Annotated in this window: 21 protein-coding genes, 1 tRNA gene and 1 pseudogene; 3 read left to right on the forward strand and 20 right to left on the reverse strand. The window is 70.8% G+C overall.

The features are described from left to right. The first annotated feature begins 128 nt into the window (after positions 1-128). Positions 129-887, forward strand: a complete 759-nt coding sequence (locus AQI88_RS19540; RefSeq protein ID WP_067000690.1) for a TetR/AcrR family transcriptional regulator — start codon at positions 129-131, stop codon at positions 885-887. Here AQI88_RS19540 and AQI88_RS43260 read toward each other — a convergent pair. From AQI88_RS43260 to AQI88_RS19560, 5 genes and pseudogenes are all read right to left on the reverse strand, one after another. Next, positions 888-995 (reverse strand): annotated as a pseudogene (locus tag AQI88_RS43260) (PPOX class F420-dependent oxidoreductase); the annotation flags it as partial. Between the two features lie 93 nt (positions 996-1,088). Continuing rightward, on the reverse strand, positions 1,089-1,559 hold the full coding sequence (locus AQI88_RS19545; RefSeq protein WP_067000693.1) for a PPOX class F420-dependent oxidoreductase: 471 nt from the start codon (positions 1,557-1,559) through the stop codon (positions 1,089-1,091). Between the two features lie 60 nt (positions 1,560-1,619). Then, positions 1,620-2,441, reverse strand: coding sequence for a YceI family protein (locus tag AQI88_RS19550; RefSeq protein WP_067000696.1), 822 nt, complete (start codon positions 2,439-2,441; stop codon positions 1,620-1,622). A gap of 97 nt (positions 2,442-2,538) precedes the next feature. Further along, a complete protein-coding gene (locus AQI88_RS19555; protein WP_067000934.1) occupies positions 2,539-5,028 on the reverse strand; it encodes an MFS transporter in 2,490 nt (829 codons plus the stop codon). A gap of 81 nt (positions 5,029-5,109) precedes the next feature. Beyond that, positions 5,110-5,604, reverse strand: a complete 495-nt coding sequence (locus tag AQI88_RS19560) for a MarR family winged helix-turn-helix transcriptional regulator (RefSeq protein ID WP_067000699.1) — start codon at positions 5,602-5,604, stop codon at positions 5,110-5,112. 206 nt (positions 5,605-5,810) lie between these two features. On the opposite strand from AQI88_RS19560, the gene AQI88_RS19565 reads away from it, so the two are divergent. After that, positions 5,811-6,008 carry a hypothetical protein gene (locus AQI88_RS19565; RefSeq protein WP_067000702.1) on the forward strand — a complete coding sequence of 66 codons (198 nt, stop codon included), beginning with the start codon at positions 5,811-5,813 and terminating at the stop codon, positions 6,006-6,008. Positions 6,009-6,028: 20 nt separating this feature from the next. Here AQI88_RS19565 and AQI88_RS48830 read toward each other — a convergent pair whose 3' ends face one another. The 9 genes from AQI88_RS48830 to AQI88_RS19610 all read right to left on the reverse strand — a co-directional run bounded on the left by AQI88_RS48830 (position 6,029) and on the right by AQI88_RS19610 (position 11,468). Beyond that, positions 6,029-6,274, reverse strand: a complete 246-nt coding sequence (locus AQI88_RS48830; protein WP_317933872.1) for a hypothetical protein — start codon at positions 6,272-6,274, stop codon at positions 6,029-6,031. 509 nt (positions 6,275-6,783) lie between these two features. Continuing rightward, positions 6,784-7,710 (reverse strand): RNA polymerase sigma factor SigF, encoded by a 927-nt coding sequence (locus AQI88_RS19575; RefSeq protein WP_067000721.1) that lies wholly within the window; start codon positions 7,708-7,710, stop codon positions 6,784-6,786. A 311-nt stretch (positions 7,711-8,021) separates the two neighbouring features. Continuing rightward, entirely contained in the window at positions 8,022-8,879 is an 858-nt protein-coding gene (locus AQI88_RS19580; RefSeq protein WP_067000937.1) for an RNA polymerase sigma factor SigF, read from the reverse strand. A gap of 173 nt (positions 8,880-9,052) precedes the next feature. Continuing rightward, positions 9,053-9,346 carry a Dabb family protein gene (locus tag AQI88_RS19585; RefSeq protein ID WP_067000725.1) on the reverse strand — a complete coding sequence of 98 codons (294 nt, stop codon included), beginning with the start codon at positions 9,344-9,346 and terminating at the stop codon, positions 9,053-9,055. A 10-nt stretch (positions 9,347-9,356) separates the two neighbouring features. Further along, entirely contained in the window at positions 9,357-9,536 is a 180-nt protein-coding gene (locus AQI88_RS19590; protein ID WP_067000728.1) for a hypothetical protein, read from the reverse strand. A 174-nt stretch (positions 9,537-9,710) separates the two neighbouring features. After that, positions 9,711-9,795, reverse strand: a tRNA-Ser gene (locus AQI88_RS19595). 81 nt (positions 9,796-9,876) lie between these two features. Beyond that, the gene (tadA, locus tag AQI88_RS19600; protein WP_067000731.1) at positions 9,877-10,308 is read right to left on the reverse strand and encodes a tRNA adenosine(34) deaminase TadA; all 432 of its coding nucleotides are present in this window, start codon (positions 10,306-10,308) and stop codon (positions 9,877-9,879) included. 83 nt (positions 10,309-10,391) lie between these two features. Then, on the reverse strand, positions 10,392-10,925 hold the full coding sequence (locus tag AQI88_RS19605; protein WP_067000734.1) for a tRNA adenosine deaminase-associated protein: 534 nt from the start codon (positions 10,923-10,925) through the stop codon (positions 10,392-10,394). A gap of 330 nt (positions 10,926-11,255) precedes the next feature. After that, a complete protein-coding gene (locus AQI88_RS19610) occupies positions 11,256-11,468 on the reverse strand; it encodes a hypothetical protein (protein WP_107118606.1) in 213 nt (70 codons plus the stop codon). A 96-nt stretch (positions 11,469-11,564) separates the two neighbouring features. Here AQI88_RS19610 and upp point away from each other — a divergent pair, with 96 nt between their 5' ends. Further along, positions 11,565-12,200 (forward strand): uracil phosphoribosyltransferase, encoded by a 636-nt coding sequence (gene upp, locus AQI88_RS19615; protein WP_067000943.1) that lies wholly within the window; start codon positions 11,565-11,567, stop codon positions 12,198-12,200. A gap of 108 nt (positions 12,201-12,308) precedes the next feature. On the opposite strand, the gene AQI88_RS19620 is transcribed toward upp, so the two are convergent. From AQI88_RS19620 to AQI88_RS19645, 6 genes are all read right to left on the reverse strand, one after another. Continuing rightward, positions 12,309-12,944: a LytR C-terminal domain-containing protein gene (locus AQI88_RS19620; RefSeq protein ID WP_244184223.1), complete on the reverse strand. Its 636-nt coding sequence runs from the start codon at positions 12,942-12,944 to the stop codon at positions 12,309-12,311. Positions 12,945-13,043: 99 nt separating this feature from the next. Further along, positions 13,044-13,340, reverse strand: a complete 297-nt coding sequence (locus AQI88_RS19625; RefSeq protein ID WP_003999914.1) for a type II toxin-antitoxin system VapB family antitoxin — start codon at positions 13,338-13,340, stop codon at positions 13,044-13,046. 531 nt (positions 13,341-13,871) lie between these two features. Further along, a complete protein-coding gene (locus AQI88_RS19630) occupies positions 13,872-14,204 on the reverse strand; it encodes a hypothetical protein (protein ID WP_067000739.1) in 333 nt (110 codons plus the stop codon). A 97-nt stretch (positions 14,205-14,301) separates the two neighbouring features. Beyond that, a complete protein-coding gene (locus tag AQI88_RS19635; protein ID WP_067000742.1) occupies positions 14,302-14,970 on the reverse strand; it encodes an HdeD family acid-resistance protein in 669 nt (222 codons plus the stop codon). 73 nt (positions 14,971-15,043) lie between these two features. Beyond that, positions 15,044-15,637 carry an HhH-GPD-type base excision DNA repair protein gene (locus AQI88_RS19640; RefSeq protein ID WP_067000745.1) on the reverse strand — a complete coding sequence of 198 codons (594 nt, stop codon included), beginning with the start codon at positions 15,635-15,637 and terminating at the stop codon, positions 15,044-15,046. A gap of 24 nt (positions 15,638-15,661) precedes the next feature. Next, positions 15,662-16,384 (reverse strand): siderophore-interacting protein, encoded by a 723-nt coding sequence (locus tag AQI88_RS19645; protein WP_067000748.1) that lies wholly within the window; start codon positions 16,382-16,384, stop codon positions 15,662-15,664. Positions 16,385-16,403: the final 19 nt, after the last annotated feature.

Genomic DNA, 16,403 nt, shown 5'->3' on the forward strand with positions numbered 1-16,403 from the left:
CGGGCGGCTGCGGGTCGGTTGTGGCTGGTCGCGCCCACGCGGCGGAGCCGCACAGCAACACGGCCCCGCGCCCTTTCGACGCCTAGCATCTTTGGACAGTGGCCGTGGATTTCGAGAAAGGTGCGTCGATGGCGAAGGCGGATGTGCGGTCGGCGCGGGACAGTGTGTGGCTGGAGACGAAGGCGCGGCGGGGTGGCCGTAGTGGGCAGCCGTCGGGGCTGGACCGGGAGCGGATCACCGCGGTGAGCGTGCGGCTGCTGGATGCCGAGGGGCTGGCGAAGTTCTCCATGCGGCGGCTGGCCGGCGAGCTGAACGTCACCGCGATGTCCCTGTACTGGTACGTCGACACCAAGGACGACCTGCTCGAACTCGCCCTGGACGCGGTCTACGGCGAGCTGCGGCTGCCCGACCCGGAGTCCGACGGCGAGGACTGGCGCGACGAGCTGCGCAGCCTGGCCACCGAGTACCGGCTGCTCCTGGTCGGCCACCCCTGGCTGTCGCCGCTCGCCGGGCGGTTCCTCAACATCGGACCCAACGCGCTCGCCTTCTCGCGGTGCGTGCAGCAGGTCGTCCGCCGCTCAGGGCTGCCCGCCCACTGCATCACGGGCGCCATCTCCGCCGTCTTCCAGTTCGTCTACGGCTACGGCACCCTCCAGGGCCATTTCGCCGAGCGGGTCGCAGCCGTCGGCATGACCCCGGACGAGTTCTTCCGCACCGTCATGAGCGCGGTGGCCGAGGCCCCGCAGACCGCCGACGTCGTCGAGGAGACCAAGGACATCATCGCGGCCCGCGGCGGCGACACGGTCCAGGAGATGATCGACCGGGACTTCGGCTTCGCCCTGGACCTGCTGGTGGCCGGGATCGAGGCGATGGTCGAGCGCGGCTGACTACTCCCCGGCCACCAGCCGCGCCGGAAAGCCGCCGGTGGCCACCGGCCCCCGGCGCTCCGGTGTCACCCGGATGATCGACTTGCCCTGCTTGAGCATCGCTTCCCGGGCCCCTTTTGTCTGTGTCTCTCGCACTGCTTCGCAGGCTTCGAGGCGCTGCGCCGGACTCCGTCCGTCGGCTCTCCTGAGCGTGGGTGTTGATCAGTCCTGCGGGGCCAGCCTTGCCGGGAAGCCGCCGGTGGCCACCGGCCCCCAGCGCTCCGGTGTCACCCGGATGATCGACTTGCCCTGCTTGAGCATCGCTTCCCGGTACTCGTCCCAGTCGGGGTGCTCACCGGCGATGTTGCGGTAGTACTCCACCAGGGGTTCGACGGAGTCGGGGCTGTCGATCACCTCGGCGGTGCCGTCGATCTGGACCCAGGGGCCGTTCCACTCGTCGCTCAGGACGATCAGGCTGACCCGCGGGTCCCGCTTGGCGTTGCGGGTCTTGGCGCGCTCGGGGTAGGTGGAGACCACGATCCGGCCCGAGTCGTCCACCCCGCAGGTCAGCGGGGAGCCCTGGGGGCTGCCGTCGGCCCGGCGGGTGAGCAGGATGGCGCGGTGGCGGGGGCGCACGAAGTCCAGCAGGTCGGCCGGCGATACACGGGTGTTCGTCGCGATGTTCGGTGCCATGGGCGCAGCCTAGAGCGAGTACGGCCCGGTCAGCCTGACCCTGTTGGGCACAGGCTGGTGTCAGGCGGCGGGCAGTGCGTCGCCCTGGACCGCCTGGATGTCCAGCTCGACCCTGAGGGTGGTGCCGATGGCGGCGATGCCCGCCTGGAGGACCTGGTTGTAGTTCATCGCGAAGTCCTCGCGGTGCAGTTCGGTGGTGGCGCGGAACGCGGCGCGAGTGCCGCCCCACGGGTCGGCGCCGGTGCCGAGGTAGGCCAGGTCCAGGTCGACCGGCCGGGCGACCCCGTGCATCGCCAGCTCGCCGTGGACCGTCCAGCGGTCCGGGCCGGCCTGGGTCAGGCCGGTCGAGCGGAAGGTGATCTCCGGGTGCCGCTCGACGTCCAGGAAGTCCGCGGAGCGCAGGTGCGTGTCGCGCATCCCGTTGCCGGTGTCGACCGAGGCGGCCCGGATCACCGCCTCCACGCGGGACTTGGTGACATCGTCCGGGGCGATCTCGATGCTGCCGCCGAACTCCGCGAACCGGCCGTGCACGCTGGAGATCCCCAGGTGCTGGGCGACGGCGGCGACGGAGGAGTGCACCGGGTCGATGGTCCAGGGGCCGGGCGGCGGCAGTTCGGAGCCGCCCTGCCGGGCCAGCGTCACCGTGCCGACCTCGGCCCGCCCGCTCGCGGTGACGATCGCGCTGGAGGCGGCGGGCGCGTACCCGACGGCTGTCACGATCACCGTGTACGCCCCCGGCGCCAGCTCGGTGGCGTCCCGTACGGCCCCTTCGGCGTCCGCCTCGGCGCGCAGCACCTGGCTGCCGGTCGTGTCGGTCACCGTGACGACCGCGTGCGACACGGCCCATCCGTCCCGGGTACGGATCTTCGCGGTCAGTCCCATCCCGTTTTCTCCTTGCAAAAGCTCAAAAAATGGTCGTAAAGAATCCGGCCCGTGGTACGCGCACGAAGCCGGCGCGCACCACGGGCCGTGGGTCGGACTACTCGCCGGGGTGGGCGAGTTCGATGTCGTGGCCGTCGGCTCCGGGGCCGGAGACGGTCAACGCGGTGGCCACCGGCGGGTAGCCCGTCGCGATGACCGTGTAGTCGCCGCCGTCCAGGTCGGTGAAGGCGTACGCCCCGTCCGAACCGGTGGTGGCCGTGCCGACCACGTTGCCCGCCGCGTCCACGAGGGTCACGCGGGCGTCGGCCAGCGGGCCGTGCGGGGCCCGTACGACACCCTGGAGCTGGGCTCCGGCGTCGAGGTCGACCTCGATCCGGGTGACGCCGGTGGCGCCGATCTCGACCGGCAGGGCGCGCGGGCGGTACCCGGCCGCGTTCACCGCGACGGTCACCACACCCGGTACCAGCTCGGTGAAGGCGAACTCGCCCTGCTCACCGGTGGCGGCGGTGGCCAGCAGGTCCCCGCGCACATCGGTGACGATCACCATCGCGTCCTTGACCGGCAGCGCGCTCCCGATCGCCCGGACCACACCGGTCAGCCCGCTGGTGCCGCTGAGCAGGATGTCGTACGACAGCGGCTCCTGGCCCACCACGATCGTGGCGGCCTGCGGCTGGTAGCCGTCGGCGGAGGCGATCAGCACGTACGAACCCGTGCCCGGGGCGTCCAGCGCGTAGGAACCGTCGGCCTGCGCGACCGAGCGGCCCAGCTGGCGGCCGGCCAGGGAGATCAGGGTGACCGCGGCCTGCGGGACCGGGGCGCTCTCGGCGCCGCGGACGAAGCCGTGCACCGGGGTGCCGCCGCCGTTGCCCGTGCCGGGCTCGGTGACCGTGGCGAGTGCCGTCAGCTGCTGGACGGCGGTGGCGGTGGCCGGTGCCGCGGGGGAGGCGTCCGCCGAGACGACGGGCTGGGCCCAGCTGGGCACCTTCTCCTGGGCGGGTTCCTGCACGGACTTCTCCACGGTGTGCTCCACGGGGGCGGCGGCCGGGGCGGCTGCGGGGGTCTCGCCGTCGGCTGCCTGGGCGAGCGCGCCCAGGGTCTTCAGCGGGACCTCCTTGATGAACAGCGTGATCAGGAAGGCGACGGCGGCGAGGCAGCCGGCGATGAAGAAGACATCGCCGATGCCGTGGCCGTAGGCGCTCTCCAGGAGCGTGCGCAGCGGCGCCGGGAGCTTGTCCATGTCCGGGATGGTGTCGGTGGAGCCCGAGCCGGACAGGGCCGCGGCGTACTTGGGGTTCAGGGCGGAGATGCCGTCCTGGACGTAGTGGGTGATCCGGTGGGACATCACCGCGCCCAGCGCGGAGACGCCGACCGCACCGCCGAGGGAACGGAAGAAGGTGACCGTGGAGCTGGCCGAGCCGAGGTCGGAGGGCGCCACCTGGTTCTGCGTGGCGAGGACCAGGTTCTGCATCATCATGCCGATGCCGAGACCCAGCAGAGCCATGAAGATGGCCATCTTCCAGTAGTCGGTGTCGTACCGGATGCCGCCGAGCAGCAGCAGCCCGGCCGTCACCAGCACACCACCGCTGACCAGCCATGCCTTCCAGCGGCCGGTGCGGGTGATGAACTGACCCGAGACGGTCGAGGAGACGAACAGACCGCCGATCATCGGGATGGTCATGACGCCGGACATCGTCGGGGACTTGTCGCGGGCCAGCTGGAAGTACTGGCTGAAGAACACGGTGCCGGTGAACATCGCGACACCGACGAACAGCGAGGCGAGGGAGGCCAGGGTGATGGTGCGGTTGCGGAACAGGCGCAGCGGGATGATCGGCTCGCTGGCCTTCGCCTCGACGAGGACGAACAGCGCGCCGAGGACGATCGAGCCCGCGACCATCGTGTAGGTCTGCCAGGACAGCCAGTCGTACTTGTCACCGGCGAAGGTGACCCAGATCAGCAGCAGCGAGACGGCGGCGGAGATGAGGAAGGCACCGCCCCAGTCGACCTTCACGTCCCGCTTCACGACCGGCAGGTGCAGGGTCTTCTGCAGCACGATCAGCGCGATGATCGCGAAGGGGACACCGACGTAGAAGCACCAGCGCCAGCCCAGCCAGGACGTGTCGGTGATGACACCGCCGAGCAGCGGGCCGCCGACGGTGGCGACGGCGAACGTGGCGCCCAGGTAGCCGGAGTAGCGGCCGCGCTCCCGCGGGGAGATCATCGCGGCCATGACGATCTGCGCCAGGGCGGACAGACCGCCGACGCCGATGCCCTGGACGACACGGCAGGCGATCAGCATGCCGGCGTTCTGCGACAGACCGGCGGCCATCGAGCCGAGGACGTAGATGACCAGGGCTATCTGGACGAGCGCCTTCTTGCTGTACAGGTCGGCGAGCTTGCCCCACAGGGGAGTGGCCGCGGTCATCGACAGCAGGGCGGCGGTGACCACCCAGGTGTAGGCGGACTGGCCGCCGCCGAGGTCGCCGATGATGTGCGGCAGGGCGTTGGAGACGATCGTGGACGACAGGATCGCCACGAACATGCCGAGCAGAAGCCCGGACAGGGCCTCCATGATCTGCCGGTGCGTCATCGGGGCGTGGCCGGTGCCTCCCCCGTGCTTGGCGTGAGCCCGCACACCGGCTGGTGTGGTCGTTGCCATGGGCTTCCTTTTCTACGTGTTTGCGGGTGTACGGGTGGTCTCTTCGAGTACGGGTGCGGGCAGCCGCGGCGGGGCGGACCGGCAGTCGCCGAAGGACGCGCGCAGGCGCGTCATCAGCCGGATGAGCTGGCCGACCTCGTCGTCGGTCCAGTCGCTCAGCCGGTCGGCGAGCAGACGGGTGGTCCGCCGGGACAGCTCGTCGAGCTGTTCCAGGCCCGCGGGCGTCAGGCGCAGGATGCGCGAGCGCTTGTCCGCGGGGTCCGGTGACCGCTCGATCCAGCCGCGTGCGGCGACGTGCGCGACATGCCGGCTGGTGACCGACATGTCCACGGCGAGCAGCTCGGCGAGCTTGCTCATGCGCATGTCGCCGTGGCGGCCGAGCAGGGTCAGCACGGCAGCCGACCCGGCCGGGCAGTCGGTCGGCAGGATCCGTCCCAGGTCCCGCTTCACGGCTCCGACGGCACTGAGCTGACGCGCCAGCTCTTCGAACTGCGCCTGCTCGGCCATCACACCTCCCGTATTAGTTGCTTGGGGCAACCATAAGATAGGTTGGTTGCTACAGGCAAACAAATCTGTGACCGGGCGGCGCAAAAACTTGGCAAAGACAAGTATTGCAAACGTAAACGCCCAGGTGGGCACGGGTGACGTGCCCCCGTCTGTCCCGGTGGCCCCGCACTTGGGCCGGTCACCTGGATTCGCTAGTGTCTCGGGCCATGGCTAACACCCAGGGCCCCCAGGGCAATCACGACCCCGCAGGCAGCACCCAGATGTTCCGCGCGTTCGTCGACGAGGCTCCCCAGCGAGGCCGCCAGCAGGCGGCCGCCTCCTCCGGCCCGCGCATCGGCCTGATCGTCGGCATCGTCGTCGCCGTGGCGGTCGTCGTCGGCGTGGCTGCGCTGGCGCTCAGGTAGGACGTGCCCCCCTACGGGGGTCACTGGCTCCACCGGACGGACACGTCCCGCGTCTCGATGTGCATGCCCAGCGGTACGCGCCAGGCGTCGACGCACACCGTCCAGGTGGGGTTCTCGTGCGCGCCCGGAGCGATCGGTGCCGGAAGGCCGGCGGTCGAATCGACCGTCCCCCAGTCGATGCCGAGGGCGCCGATGATGTGCGTCCCGAACGTCACCGTGCCCGAACGCACTGCCGTGCCGCCGGAGTTGTCGAGGGCGACGGTCACCTTCTCGCACCAGCGCTGGTCCGTGGGCTCCCGGGTGGGGTCGCTCCAGGTGAGGTCGGCGGGCGTGGAGGCCTTCGTGTGAGAGGGAGTTGGCGTGGGTGACGGCTGCTGCGGCGCGGTCGTGCCCTGACCCGGGGTGCTCGGTGAGGTGACGTGGGCCGGATGCGTTGCGTCCGCAGTGCTCCGGGCGGGTGTCGGGGCTGACGGAGAAGCGCTGGCCGGCTCAGGGGAGTTGCTGCCCCTGCTGCTGCTCGGTCCGTCCAGCGGCACCATGCGTACCGCCCCCGTCGGCGTTCCCGCCGTACGTCCCGGTCCCGGTACCCCTCCCACCGCCACATAGCCGTCCCGGCCGGCGCCCCCGCACGCCCCCAGTGCCGCCCCCAGACACACGACGGCCGCCGACGCTGCCGTAACGGCGCCTCGGCGGCCATGCGTCCATGTCGTCGTACGAAGCATCCGGGTACGAAGCATCGGGTCATGGTGGCTGACGCTTCGTCAGATAGGAAGCCTCAGTCCGAGATGAGCCCGTCGCGCAGTTGCGCCAGGGTCCGGGTCAGCAGTCGGGAGACGTGCATCTGGGAGATGCCGACCTCCTCGCCGATCTGCGACTGGGTCATGTTGGCGAAGAAGCGCAGCATGATGATCCGGCGCTCCCGGGGCGGGAGTTTGGCCAGTAGCGGCTTGAGGGACTCGCGGTACTCCACGCCCTCCAGCGCCGTGTCCTCGTAGCCGAGGCGGTCGGCCAGGGAGCCCTCGCCGCCGTCGTCCTCGGGGGCCGGGGAGTCGAGGGAGGAGGCGGTGTAGGCGTTGCCGACCGCGAGGCCGTCGACCACGTCCTCCTCGGAGACGCCGAGCACCGCGGCCAGTTCCGTCACCGTCGGGGAGCGGTCCAGCTTCTGGGACAGCTCGTCGCTGGCCTTGGTGAGGGCCAGGCGCAGCTCCTGGAGCCGGCGCGGGACGCGCACCGACCACGAGGTGTCGCGGAAGAAGCGCTTGATCTCGCCCACGACCGTCGGCATCGCGAACGTCGGGAACTCCACGCCCCGTTCGCAGTCGAAGCGGTCGATCGCCTTGATCAGGCCGATGGTGCCGACCTGGACGATGTCCTCCATCGGCTCGTTGCGGGAGCGGAAGCGGGCCGCCGCGTAGCGCACGAGGGGGAGGTTCAGCTCGATCAGGGTGTCCCGGACGTAGGCACGCTCGGGGCTGTCCTCGTCGAGTGCGGCGAGCCGCAGGAACAGGGAGCGGGACAGGGTGCGGGTGTCGATGTCCGTCGAGGCCGGCAGGGCCGGGACGGCTTCGGTGGCCTCGACGGGCGGGGCCTGCACGGCTTCGAGGGGCCTGACGTCATCGAGCACGTCGATTGCGTCGAGCTCCTTGGGCGCTGCCTCGCTCGTGGGCGTGAGCACCTTCGAGCTGCCCTGGTCTGCGGACATGCCACCCCCTTTGGGTCGCGGGACGGTCACAGCGGCGCTGCCATTGAGCAACGCAGCCTTCACCTGAATACCGGAGCCGGAGCCCTGGCAAACGCGCTTCCCGCAGAATGTCACATGTCGGCAACACGCTGTAGTGACATGTCGACATGTCAGATGCGAATCGGCCCTGGAAAAAAGGGGTCTGACGGCCTTTCGGCGCACAACTGTCGGGAAGAGCGCTGGTGAGCGATTCGCTCGCGCCGGTTACGAATCGATCCTGCTTGCGATCCGGTGCGATCTGGTGTGTTCCGGACCGTGCTTCTGTGCGCTGGTTATGCCTCGATCCGATTCGCGGACCGCAGCCGTTGGAAGCTACGCGCGAGTAGCCGCGATACGTGCATCTGGGACACGCCGAGTTCCGCGCTGATCTGAGACTGGGTGAGATTGCTGTAGTAGCGCAGGAGAAGGATTCTCTGTTCCCGCTCGGGGAGTTGGACGAGGAGATGGCGGACCAGATCGCGGTGTTCCACGCCGTCCAGCGCCGGGTCCTCGTAGCCGATCCGGTCCAGCAGGCCCGGCAGTCCGTCGCCCTCCTGCGCGGCCTCCAGCGAGGTGGCGTGGTACGACCGCCCCGCCTCGATGCAGGAGAGCACCTCGTCCTCGCTGATCCGCAGCCGGTCGGCGATCTCGGCGGTCGACGGCGAGCGTCCGAAGGCCGTGGTGAGGTCCTCGGTCGCGCTGTTGACCTGCACCCACAGCTCGTGCAGCCGGCGCGGTACGTGGACCGTGCGGACGTTGTCCCGGAAGTACCGCTTGATCTCGCCGACCACGGTCGGCATCGCGAAGGTGGGGAACTGCACGCCCCGGTCCGGATCGAAACGGTCGATGGCGTTGATCAGGCCGATGGTGCCGACCTGGACGACGTCCTCCATCGGCTCGTTGCGGGAGCGGAAGCGGGCGGCCGCGTAGCGCACGAGCGGGAGATTGGCCTCGATGAGCGCCCCGCGTACCCGGTGGTGCTCCGGCGTGCCCGGCTTGAGCTCCTTGAGCTCGGCGAAGAGCACCTGGGTCAGGGCACGGGTGTCGGCGCCGCGGCGCTTCTCGGGGGCCGGAGGGGCGGCGGCCGCAGGAGCGGGGGCGGGGGCGGGCGCCTCCTCCTGGGGTGGCGCAGTACTGGCCGACACGGTCAACGCCACCTCTTCATCGATCAATCATCCGTCAAAAGCGGTCATAGCATCACAAGACATGTGCACTGTGTGCAAGCACCTGATAACCTCGTGTTGCGGTTAAACATCGGCAAGTTGGGTCATAAAACGCAGGAAAGCCCCCCGCCGTTTCGGCGGGGGGCTCGTGTCGCGAGGGCTCAGAATTCGTAGTCGGCGATCACCCACGTGGCGAACTCCCGCCACAGTGCGACGCCCGCCTGGTGAGCCGGGTGCTCCAGGTAGCGCTTCAGCGCGTCCGTGTCCTCGACCGCCGAGTTGATCGCGAAGTCGTAGGCGATCGGCCGGTCGCTGATGTTCCAGGCGCACTCCCAGAAGCGCAGCTCCTCGATCTGGCCGCCGAGCGCCTTGAAGGCCTCCACGCCGGCCACGACCCGCGGATCGTCGCGCTCGACGCCCTCGTTGAGTTTGAAGAGGACCAGGTGGCGGATCATGGGATGTACCTCAGCTCTTTGCTCCGTTGGCGATCCACGTCATGAAGTCGCCTATGGCCTTGGCCGCGTCCGATATGCCCTCGAAGCCTATCTGGACATAGTCGGCGGCCTTGGCCGGGTCTGTGATGATCACGTACAGCGCGAAGACCACGAGCACGTACACGGCGATCTTCTTCGCGTTCACCGCCACCGCGGCCTCCCTGTGCCTGTGCCCCGTGGGCCCCTGTTGCCGGCGGCGAGTGTAACCTTCACGCCCTTCGCCGGGGTCAACGGCCCGCCCGCCGAGGTCTCTTGCCGTCCGGCCGCCCCGGGAAGCGGGGCGGATGCACAAAGGGCCCCGTCTTGCGACGGGACCCTTCTCAAGCGGTAGCGGAGGGATTTGAACCCTCGGTGACTTGCGCCACACTCGCTTTCGAGGCGAGCTCCTTCGGCCGCTCGGACACGCTACCGAGGGAGACCTTACAGCAAGGTGGGGCATGGTTTGAAATCGGTATTCAGTGAGCCCGCCGGTGATCCCGTCAGCGATCCCGTCAGCGAGCCCGGAAAAACTCCGTGAGGAGCCGCGCGCAGTCCTCGGCCAGGACGCCCTCGACGACCTCGGGCCGGTGGTTGAGCCGACGGTCGCGTACGACGTCCCACAGGGAGCCGGCCGCGCCCGCCTTCTCGTCCCGGGCGCCGTAGACCACCCGGTCCACCCGGGACTGGACCAGCGCGCCCGCGCACATCGTGCAGGGCTCGAGCGTGACGACCAGCGTGCAGCCGGTGAGCCGCCACTGCCCGAGCAGCGCGGCGGCCCGCCGGATCGCCAGCACCTCCGCGTGGGCCGTGGGGTCGCCGGTGGCCTCGCGCTCGTTGTGCCCGGCCGCGAGCACCGTCGTGCCGTCCGGGGACAGCAGGACGGCGCCGACGGGGACGTCCCCGCCCCGGACGGCCAGGGCGGCCTCGTCCAGGGCGAGCCGCATCGCGGGCCGCCAGCGGTCGCGTACCGGGTCCGGGGTGCGCCGCGTGTCCTCGGGCGGGGCCGGGGGACGGTGGTGTGGCGCGGTCAGCGGACGGTCTCCAGCACCTCCGAGGCGCCCAGGGCCTCGGCGATCGCGTTCAGCGCGTCATCGGCGTCCAGGGCGCGCAGCTCCTTCTCGCTGATGCCCAGGTCGTCGAGGATCTGGCTGTCGCCCACCGGGCTGTGCGGCACCGCGTCGGCGGAGGGGCCGTCCTCGTCGTCCTCGTCCCCGGACTCACCGTCCTCGGTGCCGTCGAGGTCCAAGGAGTCCAGGTCGGAGCCGTCGTCCGTGCCGGGCTCCCGGCCGAGCAGCTCGTCGGTGAGCAGCAGCTCGCCGTACGCGCTGCGGGCGGCGGCGGCCGCGTCCGAGACGTAGATGCGAGGGTCGTCCTCGCCGTCCACGCGGACGACGCCGAACCAGGAGTCCTCCTGCTCGATCAGGACCAGCACCGTGTCCTCGTCGGGGGAGGATTCCCGGGCCAGGTCGGCAAGATCCGACAGCGTCTCCACATCGTCGAGCTCTGTGTCGCTCGCTTCCCACCCGTCTTCGGTGCGCGCGAGCAGTGCGGCGAAGTACACCGTGACTCTCCCACTGGTCATAGGCGTGCCGGTTGGGGGTCCCCCCGGCGGAGGTTCTGGGCGGGAGAGCTGTGCTCCGAGCCCCGCCCACTCGGAATCGTGGCAGAAACAAGGCGTTCAGGGGACGTCTTCGGCCCGCTGTGTCTGCCTGTTTTGATCGTGGATCCGTAAACGACCCACCAGCGCGCTTGCTGCCGCCACCTGCGGATCGTACGCGGCTTTTCCAGGCGCTCACGCACCCCCACCGCCAAAGCACCGGCGCGGGCGTCGATCTTCCTTACCGGGTTCTTTCCGGCGAGCCTCGTGAACCCGACCGTACGACGGTCCCCCCTACCAGCGGAACGTTCGCATCCGCATGGCGTGGCGCAGCCGGGCCGCCTTGGCACGCCGGGGCTGGACACGGGCGCGCAGCTCGCGGGCTTCGGCGAGGTCGCGCAGGAACTGGGCGCGGCGGCGCCTGCGCTCGGCATCCGTCTCGGGCTGCTCCGGTTCGGGCGGCTCGGGTTCGGCGGCGTCGGTTTCGTGGTCAGGCAGCTCAGGCACAGTCACACCACCCCCGGTCCGTCCCTCCCACTTTCCCTCGGATGGGCGGTTTGATGCCAGAGCGAGGTGCGGTCCGGCGCGGCTACTGTTATGACCATGCGTCTCCACGTCGTCGACCACCCTTTGGTCGCCCACAAGCTCACCACGCTGCGCGACCAGCGCACCGACTCCGCGACCTTCCGGCGGCTCGCCGACGAACTGGTCACCCTGCTCGCCTACGAGGCCACGCGGGACGTACGCACCGAGGCCGTCGACGTCCGGACCCCGGTCGCGCAGACCACCGGCGTCAAGCTGGCCCGCCCCCGCCCGCTGGTCGTCCCGATCCTGCGGGCCGGTCTCGGCATGCTGGACGGCATGGTCCGGCTGCTGCCGACCGCCGAGGTGGGCTTCCTGGGCATGATCCGCAACGAGGAGACGCTCCAGGCCTCCACCTACGCCTCGCGCATGCCGGAGGACCTCTCGGGGCGCCAGGTGTACGTCCTGGACCCGATGCTGGCCACGGGCGGCACGCTGGTCGCGGCCATCCAGGAGCTGATCAAGCGCGGCGCCGACGACGTGACCGCCGTGGTCCTGCTCGCCGCCCCCGAGGGCGTCGCGGTCATGGAACGTGAGCTGGCGGGCACCCCGGTGACGGTCGTGACGGCGGCGGTCGACGACCACCTCAACGAGCACGGCTACATCATTCCGGGGCTCGGTGACGCAGGGGACCGGCTGTACGGCGCGGCCGAGTAGCGCTCCGCGCGGTGGGCCGTGGCTGACTGCGGGTCCGTCGTGGCTGGTCACGCCCACGCGGCGGAGCCGCACGTGAACAGAGCCCCGCGCCCCTTCAGGGCGCTGCCTTCAGCAGCTCTTCTTCGGGGACGCCGTCGGCTGCGGTGCGGTCAAGGCCGTCAGGGCCTTGGTCGCGTCCGGGCGGCTGGACAGTGCCTTGAAGCCGTCACCGAGGATCAGGTCGAGGTCGGCACCCTTGCGGCCGGCCTGGGTGCGGCGCTCGGCGCCGGCCACCTGGGTGGCGAGTACCGGCAGCGAGGAGTTCAGTGCGGAGTCGGGGCCGAGGAGTATCCCGGTGCCCTTGACCTTCTTGTCGAAGTCCTTGCCGGCATTGCCCACGGCACCGATCTTGAAGCCGCGTTTCTTCAGCTCGTCCGCGGTGCCCTTGGCGAGCCCGGTGCGTGCGGTGGCGTTGTAGACGTTCACGGTGATCTTGCCGGGCTTGGGCAGCGCCGTGACGTGTGCGGCGGGGTCCGCCTTGGTGGGGCAGTCCGCCTTGGGGCCGGCCGCCGAGGATTTCCTGGTGCCGCCCGTGAAGACGTCGATGAGCTGCAGGGTGCCCCAGCCGACCAGGCCGAGCGCGGCGACGGACGCCACCACGGCGAACACGAGCCTGCCGCGCCGCCGGGGAGGGCGCATCCGAGGGTATTTGCCCCCCGTGATCCGGTACTGGCCGCCCATGCCGGGGGGAGTCAGCATGCTCATGGGCGCAGCGTAGTGCGCGCGAGCGGCGATGCCTATTAGATGATCAGTCGATGCCGCTCAGCGGAACCCGAAAGGGTCAACGGCCCTGTCGCGCCCGGGTCAGTCGAGTTCGAGCACGCGCGCGTGCAGCACCTGGCGCTGCTGGAGGGCGGCGCGGACCGCACGGTGGAGGCCGTCCTCCAGGTACAGGTCGCCCTGCCACTTCACGACGTGCGCGAAGAGGTCGCCGTAGAACGTCGAGTCCTCGGCCAGCAGGGTCTCCAGGTCGAGCTGCCCCTTGGTCGTCACGAGCTGATCGAGGCGGACCGGGCGCGGCGCGACGTCCGCCCACTGCCGGGTGCTTTCCCGGCCGTGGTCGGGGTACGGCCGGCCGTTTCCGATGCGCTTGAAGATCACACGGAAAGCCTACCGGTCAAGACGTTCCGGGCGCAGCCAAGGCGACGCAGTACGACGCTGGAAAAGTCGCAGCCAAACGGGCATACAGGTGAATATCGGGATCAGGGGCCGGGGGTCCTCGCTCTACGGGTGTTATGCACAGGCTGTGGATCGCGAGTCGGCGTACGGGAGCTGAGCGCCGAGCGGCCGACGCTCCCCGGGCTCCCCAAGCCCCGAAGGCTCCCCAAGCAACCGAAGAGTCCCTGCCCGTTCGGCCGGCACCCGGATCGGTCGCGAGATTCACCCGGTTGCTGTTCGGCACGGCCCGGCGGAGGCGGTAGGCCGCCCCCGCCGGTGTGTCAGCGGCAGTCTCCCCCAGTCCTCTAGTCCTCCTTCGCCGGCTGCTGCGGTTGCGGTTTCTTCTGTTCCGCCTGGGGCAGTGCGTTGCGCCTGGCCTCCGCGCGCAGCAGGGCGCGCAGGACCGCGTACGGGTCGGTGGGCATGGCTGTGTTCCTTGCGTCGAGCTGACAGGCCTGCGGAAGCGGGCGGCCGTCAGCAGCGCAGGATCACGGTGCGCAGCAGGGGCAGGGCGTACGGCGGCCGCGGCACGGCCGGGCACGAACGCACCACCGAAGGTGCGGACGCCGGGTCGGGCACGGGCGCGGGGCGCTCGGGCACGTCGGCCCGGTGGACGGCGCCGGCGGGCGGCCGTGCGAGCGTGTCGAGGGCGTCGTGTTCGACGGTCTCGACGGTCTCTGCGGACACGGTCGGGGCGGGCGCCGTTTGGGCCTGCGCATGGGTGCCGGGCACCAGCAGGGCGAGCAGCAGCACGAGCAGCCGTAGCCAGGCGTGGGGGCGCCGCGGGCGGCGGCGTGCGGTGCTCACGCCGGTCACCTGCCCGCGGGAGGCAGGGTGCGCATCGCCCGGCCGCCGAGATCCGCCCGCTCGGCGTACCCGCGGGGCGTGGTGTTGACGGCGGCGGTCACAGAGTGCGCGGAACCTGACGGGCGTGCCCACGGATGCGGATCGCGGTGACGATCTCGACGATGCCGACGGCCACCAGCCAGCAGCCGCCGACGAGGGTCAGCACGGCGACCGACTCGAACGGCGAGTCGATCAGCACGATCCCGGCGACGAAGGTGACGATCCCGAGGAAGATCTGCCAGCCGCGGGCGGGCATCCGGCTGTCGGAGGCGGCGGCCAGGGTCTGGGTGATCCCGCGGATCAGCCAGCCGATGCCGATCCACAGGGCGAGCAGCAGGAGCGACTGCATGGGCCCGCGGAAGCAGAACAGGCCGAGCAGGATCGACAGGGCGCCGCTGATGAAGGCGAGCACGCGCAGCGAGGTCGTCTTGTGGGTGCCGAAGGCGGCGACCAGCTGGAAGACGCCGCTGACGAGGAGGTACAGGCCGAACAGGACACCCGCGGCGAGCAGCGAGGCGCCCGGCCAGATCAGCACCAGGACACCGAGGATCAGCGAGACGATGCCGGTGCCCAGGACGACCTGCCAGGCGGCCCGGGACAGGGCGTGCAGGGGGCCTTCGAACGGCGGCTCGGGCTCATGGTGTCCGTGCGGCCCCTGTGCCGCGTGGACGCTGCGGTCGTCGTACTCCCGGCCCCAGGTGGGGCCACCGCCGGGTGCCTCGGTCATGCTCCATGCTTGGCCCGCCCGCGCAGGCCCCGCCACCCGGGTGGGCCACCCGGCTGAGTCACCCGTCCGGGCCTTACTTCCCCGCGGCCTTGGCGGCCTTGGCGGCCGCCTTCATCTCCTGCTTGTGGGCGCGCACCCTGGCCAGCGACTCGGGCCCGGTGATGTCGGCGACGGACCGGTGGGACCGCGCCTCGCCGTACGCCCCGGCGGCCTCCCGCCAGCCCTCCGGCGCCACGCCCAGCTGCTTGCCGAGCAGGGCGAGGAAGATCTGCGCCTTCTGCTTGCCGAACCCCGGCAGGTCCTGAAGGCGCCCCAGCAGTTCGGTTCCGCTGCCGACGCCCCGCCACACGGCCTCCGCATCCCCGTCGTAGTGCTCGACGAGGTACTGGCACAGCTGCTGGATCCGCTTGGCCATCGAGCCCGGGTAGCGGTGCACGGCGGGCTTGTCGGAGAGCAGCGCGGCGAAGGCCTCCGGGTCCATGGCCGCGATCTCGTGCGCGTCCAGGTCCTCGGCGCCCATCCGCCGGGCGATGGTCGCCGGCCCCTTGAACGCCCACTCCATCGGAATCTGCTGGTCCAGCAGCATCCCGGTGAGCGCGGCGAGCGGACTGCGCCCGAGCAGCGCGTCGGCCTCGGGATCCTGGGCGAGGTGCAGGGTGACGTCCATGGGTCGATGATCCCGCCTGCGGCGTCAGGATGCGCGCCAGTACCCCAGCGCATGCACCCGGTCCTTCGCCACACCCAGGTCCTTGCGCACGTACGAGGCGAGGGTGCGGGTCGTGGCCGTGTCGCAGGCGATCCAGACGTACGGGTCGGGGGTGCCCTCGAGCACGGCGGGCAGTTCGGCGCGGACGCGCTCGGCGAGGTGGGCGCCCGCGTCGCGGCGGGGCACCTCGCGGATCTCGTGGTGGGACGGATCGGCCTGGCAGGGGAGGCCGTCCAGGGCGCCCTCGAACCAGATCGTCGCCGGGGCCGAACCCAGGGCGCCGAGGAGGGAGTTGATCGCGGGCAGCGAAGCCGGGTCACCGACGGCGACGAGATGCGAGGGTGTGGGGTCCGGGTGCTGGAATCCCGTGCCCTGTACGGTCGCCTCGATCCTGTCCCCGGGCCTCGCGGTCCGCGCCCAATCGGCGGCGCACCCTTCGTGAAGCGCGAACTCCAGGCCGAAGGTGCCGGTCACCGGGTCCGGGTCGACCAGGGTGTAGGCCCGCTGGTGCGGACGGCCGGCGTCGGAGAACCACAGCCGTATCCACATCGTGGGGTGGACGCCGGTCGCGGCGAGCAGCCCGCCGTCGCTCAGCCGCAGCCGCCGGTAGTGCGGGGTGACGTCCTCGGCCCCGGTGACCGTGCACACGAAGTCCTTGGCGCGCAGCAGCCGTAGGACCGCCCCCTCCCAGCCCCGCCCCTGCCCCATGGCGCCTCCACCCCTCGCG

Source organism: Streptomyces cellostaticus, from assembly GCF_001513965.1.
In the GTDB taxonomy this organism is placed as follows: domain Bacteria; phylum Actinomycetota; class Actinomycetes; order Streptomycetales; family Streptomycetaceae; genus Streptomyces; species Streptomyces cellostaticus.

What these genes read in the sequence shown, in the direction of transcription:
- AQI88_RS19555 (WP_067000934.1), bottom strand. Translation starts at nt 5,028, where the DNA reads ATGACGCACCGGCAGATCATGGAGGCCCTGTCCGGGCTTCTGCTCGGC.
- upp (WP_067000943.1), top strand. Translation starts at nt 11,565, where the DNA reads ATGCGTCTCCACGTCGTCGACCACCCTTTGGTCGCCCACAAGCTCACC.
- AQI88_RS19565 (WP_067000702.1), top strand. Translation starts at nt 5,811, where the DNA reads ATGGCTAACACCCAGGGCCCCCAGGGCAATCACGACCCCGCAGGCAGC.
- AQI88_RS19560 (WP_067000699.1), bottom strand. Translation starts at nt 5,604, where the DNA reads ATGGCCGAGCAGGCGCAGTTCGAAGAGCTGGCGCGTCAGCTCAGTGCC.
- tadA (WP_067000731.1), bottom strand. Translation starts at nt 10,308, where the DNA reads ATGCGGCTCGCCCTGGACGAGGCCGCCCTGGCCGTCCGGGGCGGGGAC.
- AQI88_RS19585 (WP_067000725.1), bottom strand. Translation starts at nt 9,346, where the DNA reads ATGATCCGCCACCTGGTCCTCTTCAAACTCAACGAGGGCGTCGAGCGC.
- AQI88_RS19620 (WP_244184223.1), bottom strand. Translation starts at nt 12,944, where the DNA reads ATGAGCATGCTGACTCCCCCCGGCATGGGCGGCCAGTACCGGATCACG.
- AQI88_RS19545 (WP_067000693.1), bottom strand. Translation starts at nt 1,559, where the DNA reads ATGGCACCGAACATCGCGACGAACACCCGTGTATCGCCGGCCGACCTG.
- AQI88_RS19640 (WP_067000745.1), bottom strand. Translation starts at nt 15,637, where the DNA reads ATGGACGTCACCCTGCACCTCGCCCAGGATCCCGAGGCCGACGCGCTG.
- AQI88_RS19550 (WP_067000696.1), bottom strand. Translation starts at nt 2,441, where the DNA reads ATGGGACTGACCGCGAAGATCCGTACCCGGGACGGATGGGCCGTGTCG.
- AQI88_RS19635 (WP_067000742.1), bottom strand. Translation starts at nt 14,970, where the DNA reads ATGACCGAGGCACCCGGCGGTGGCCCCACCTGGGGCCGGGAGTACGAC.
- AQI88_RS19575 (WP_067000721.1), bottom strand. Translation starts at nt 7,710, where the DNA reads ATGTCCGCAGACCAGGGCAGCTCGAAGGTGCTCACGCCCACGAGCGAG.
- AQI88_RS19540 (WP_067000690.1), top strand. Translation starts at nt 129, where the DNA reads ATGGCGAAGGCGGATGTGCGGTCGGCGCGGGACAGTGTGTGGCTGGAG.
- AQI88_RS19645 (WP_067000748.1), bottom strand. Translation starts at nt 16,384, where the DNA reads ATGGGGCAGGGGCGGGGCTGGGAGGGGGCGGTCCTACGGCTGCTGCGC.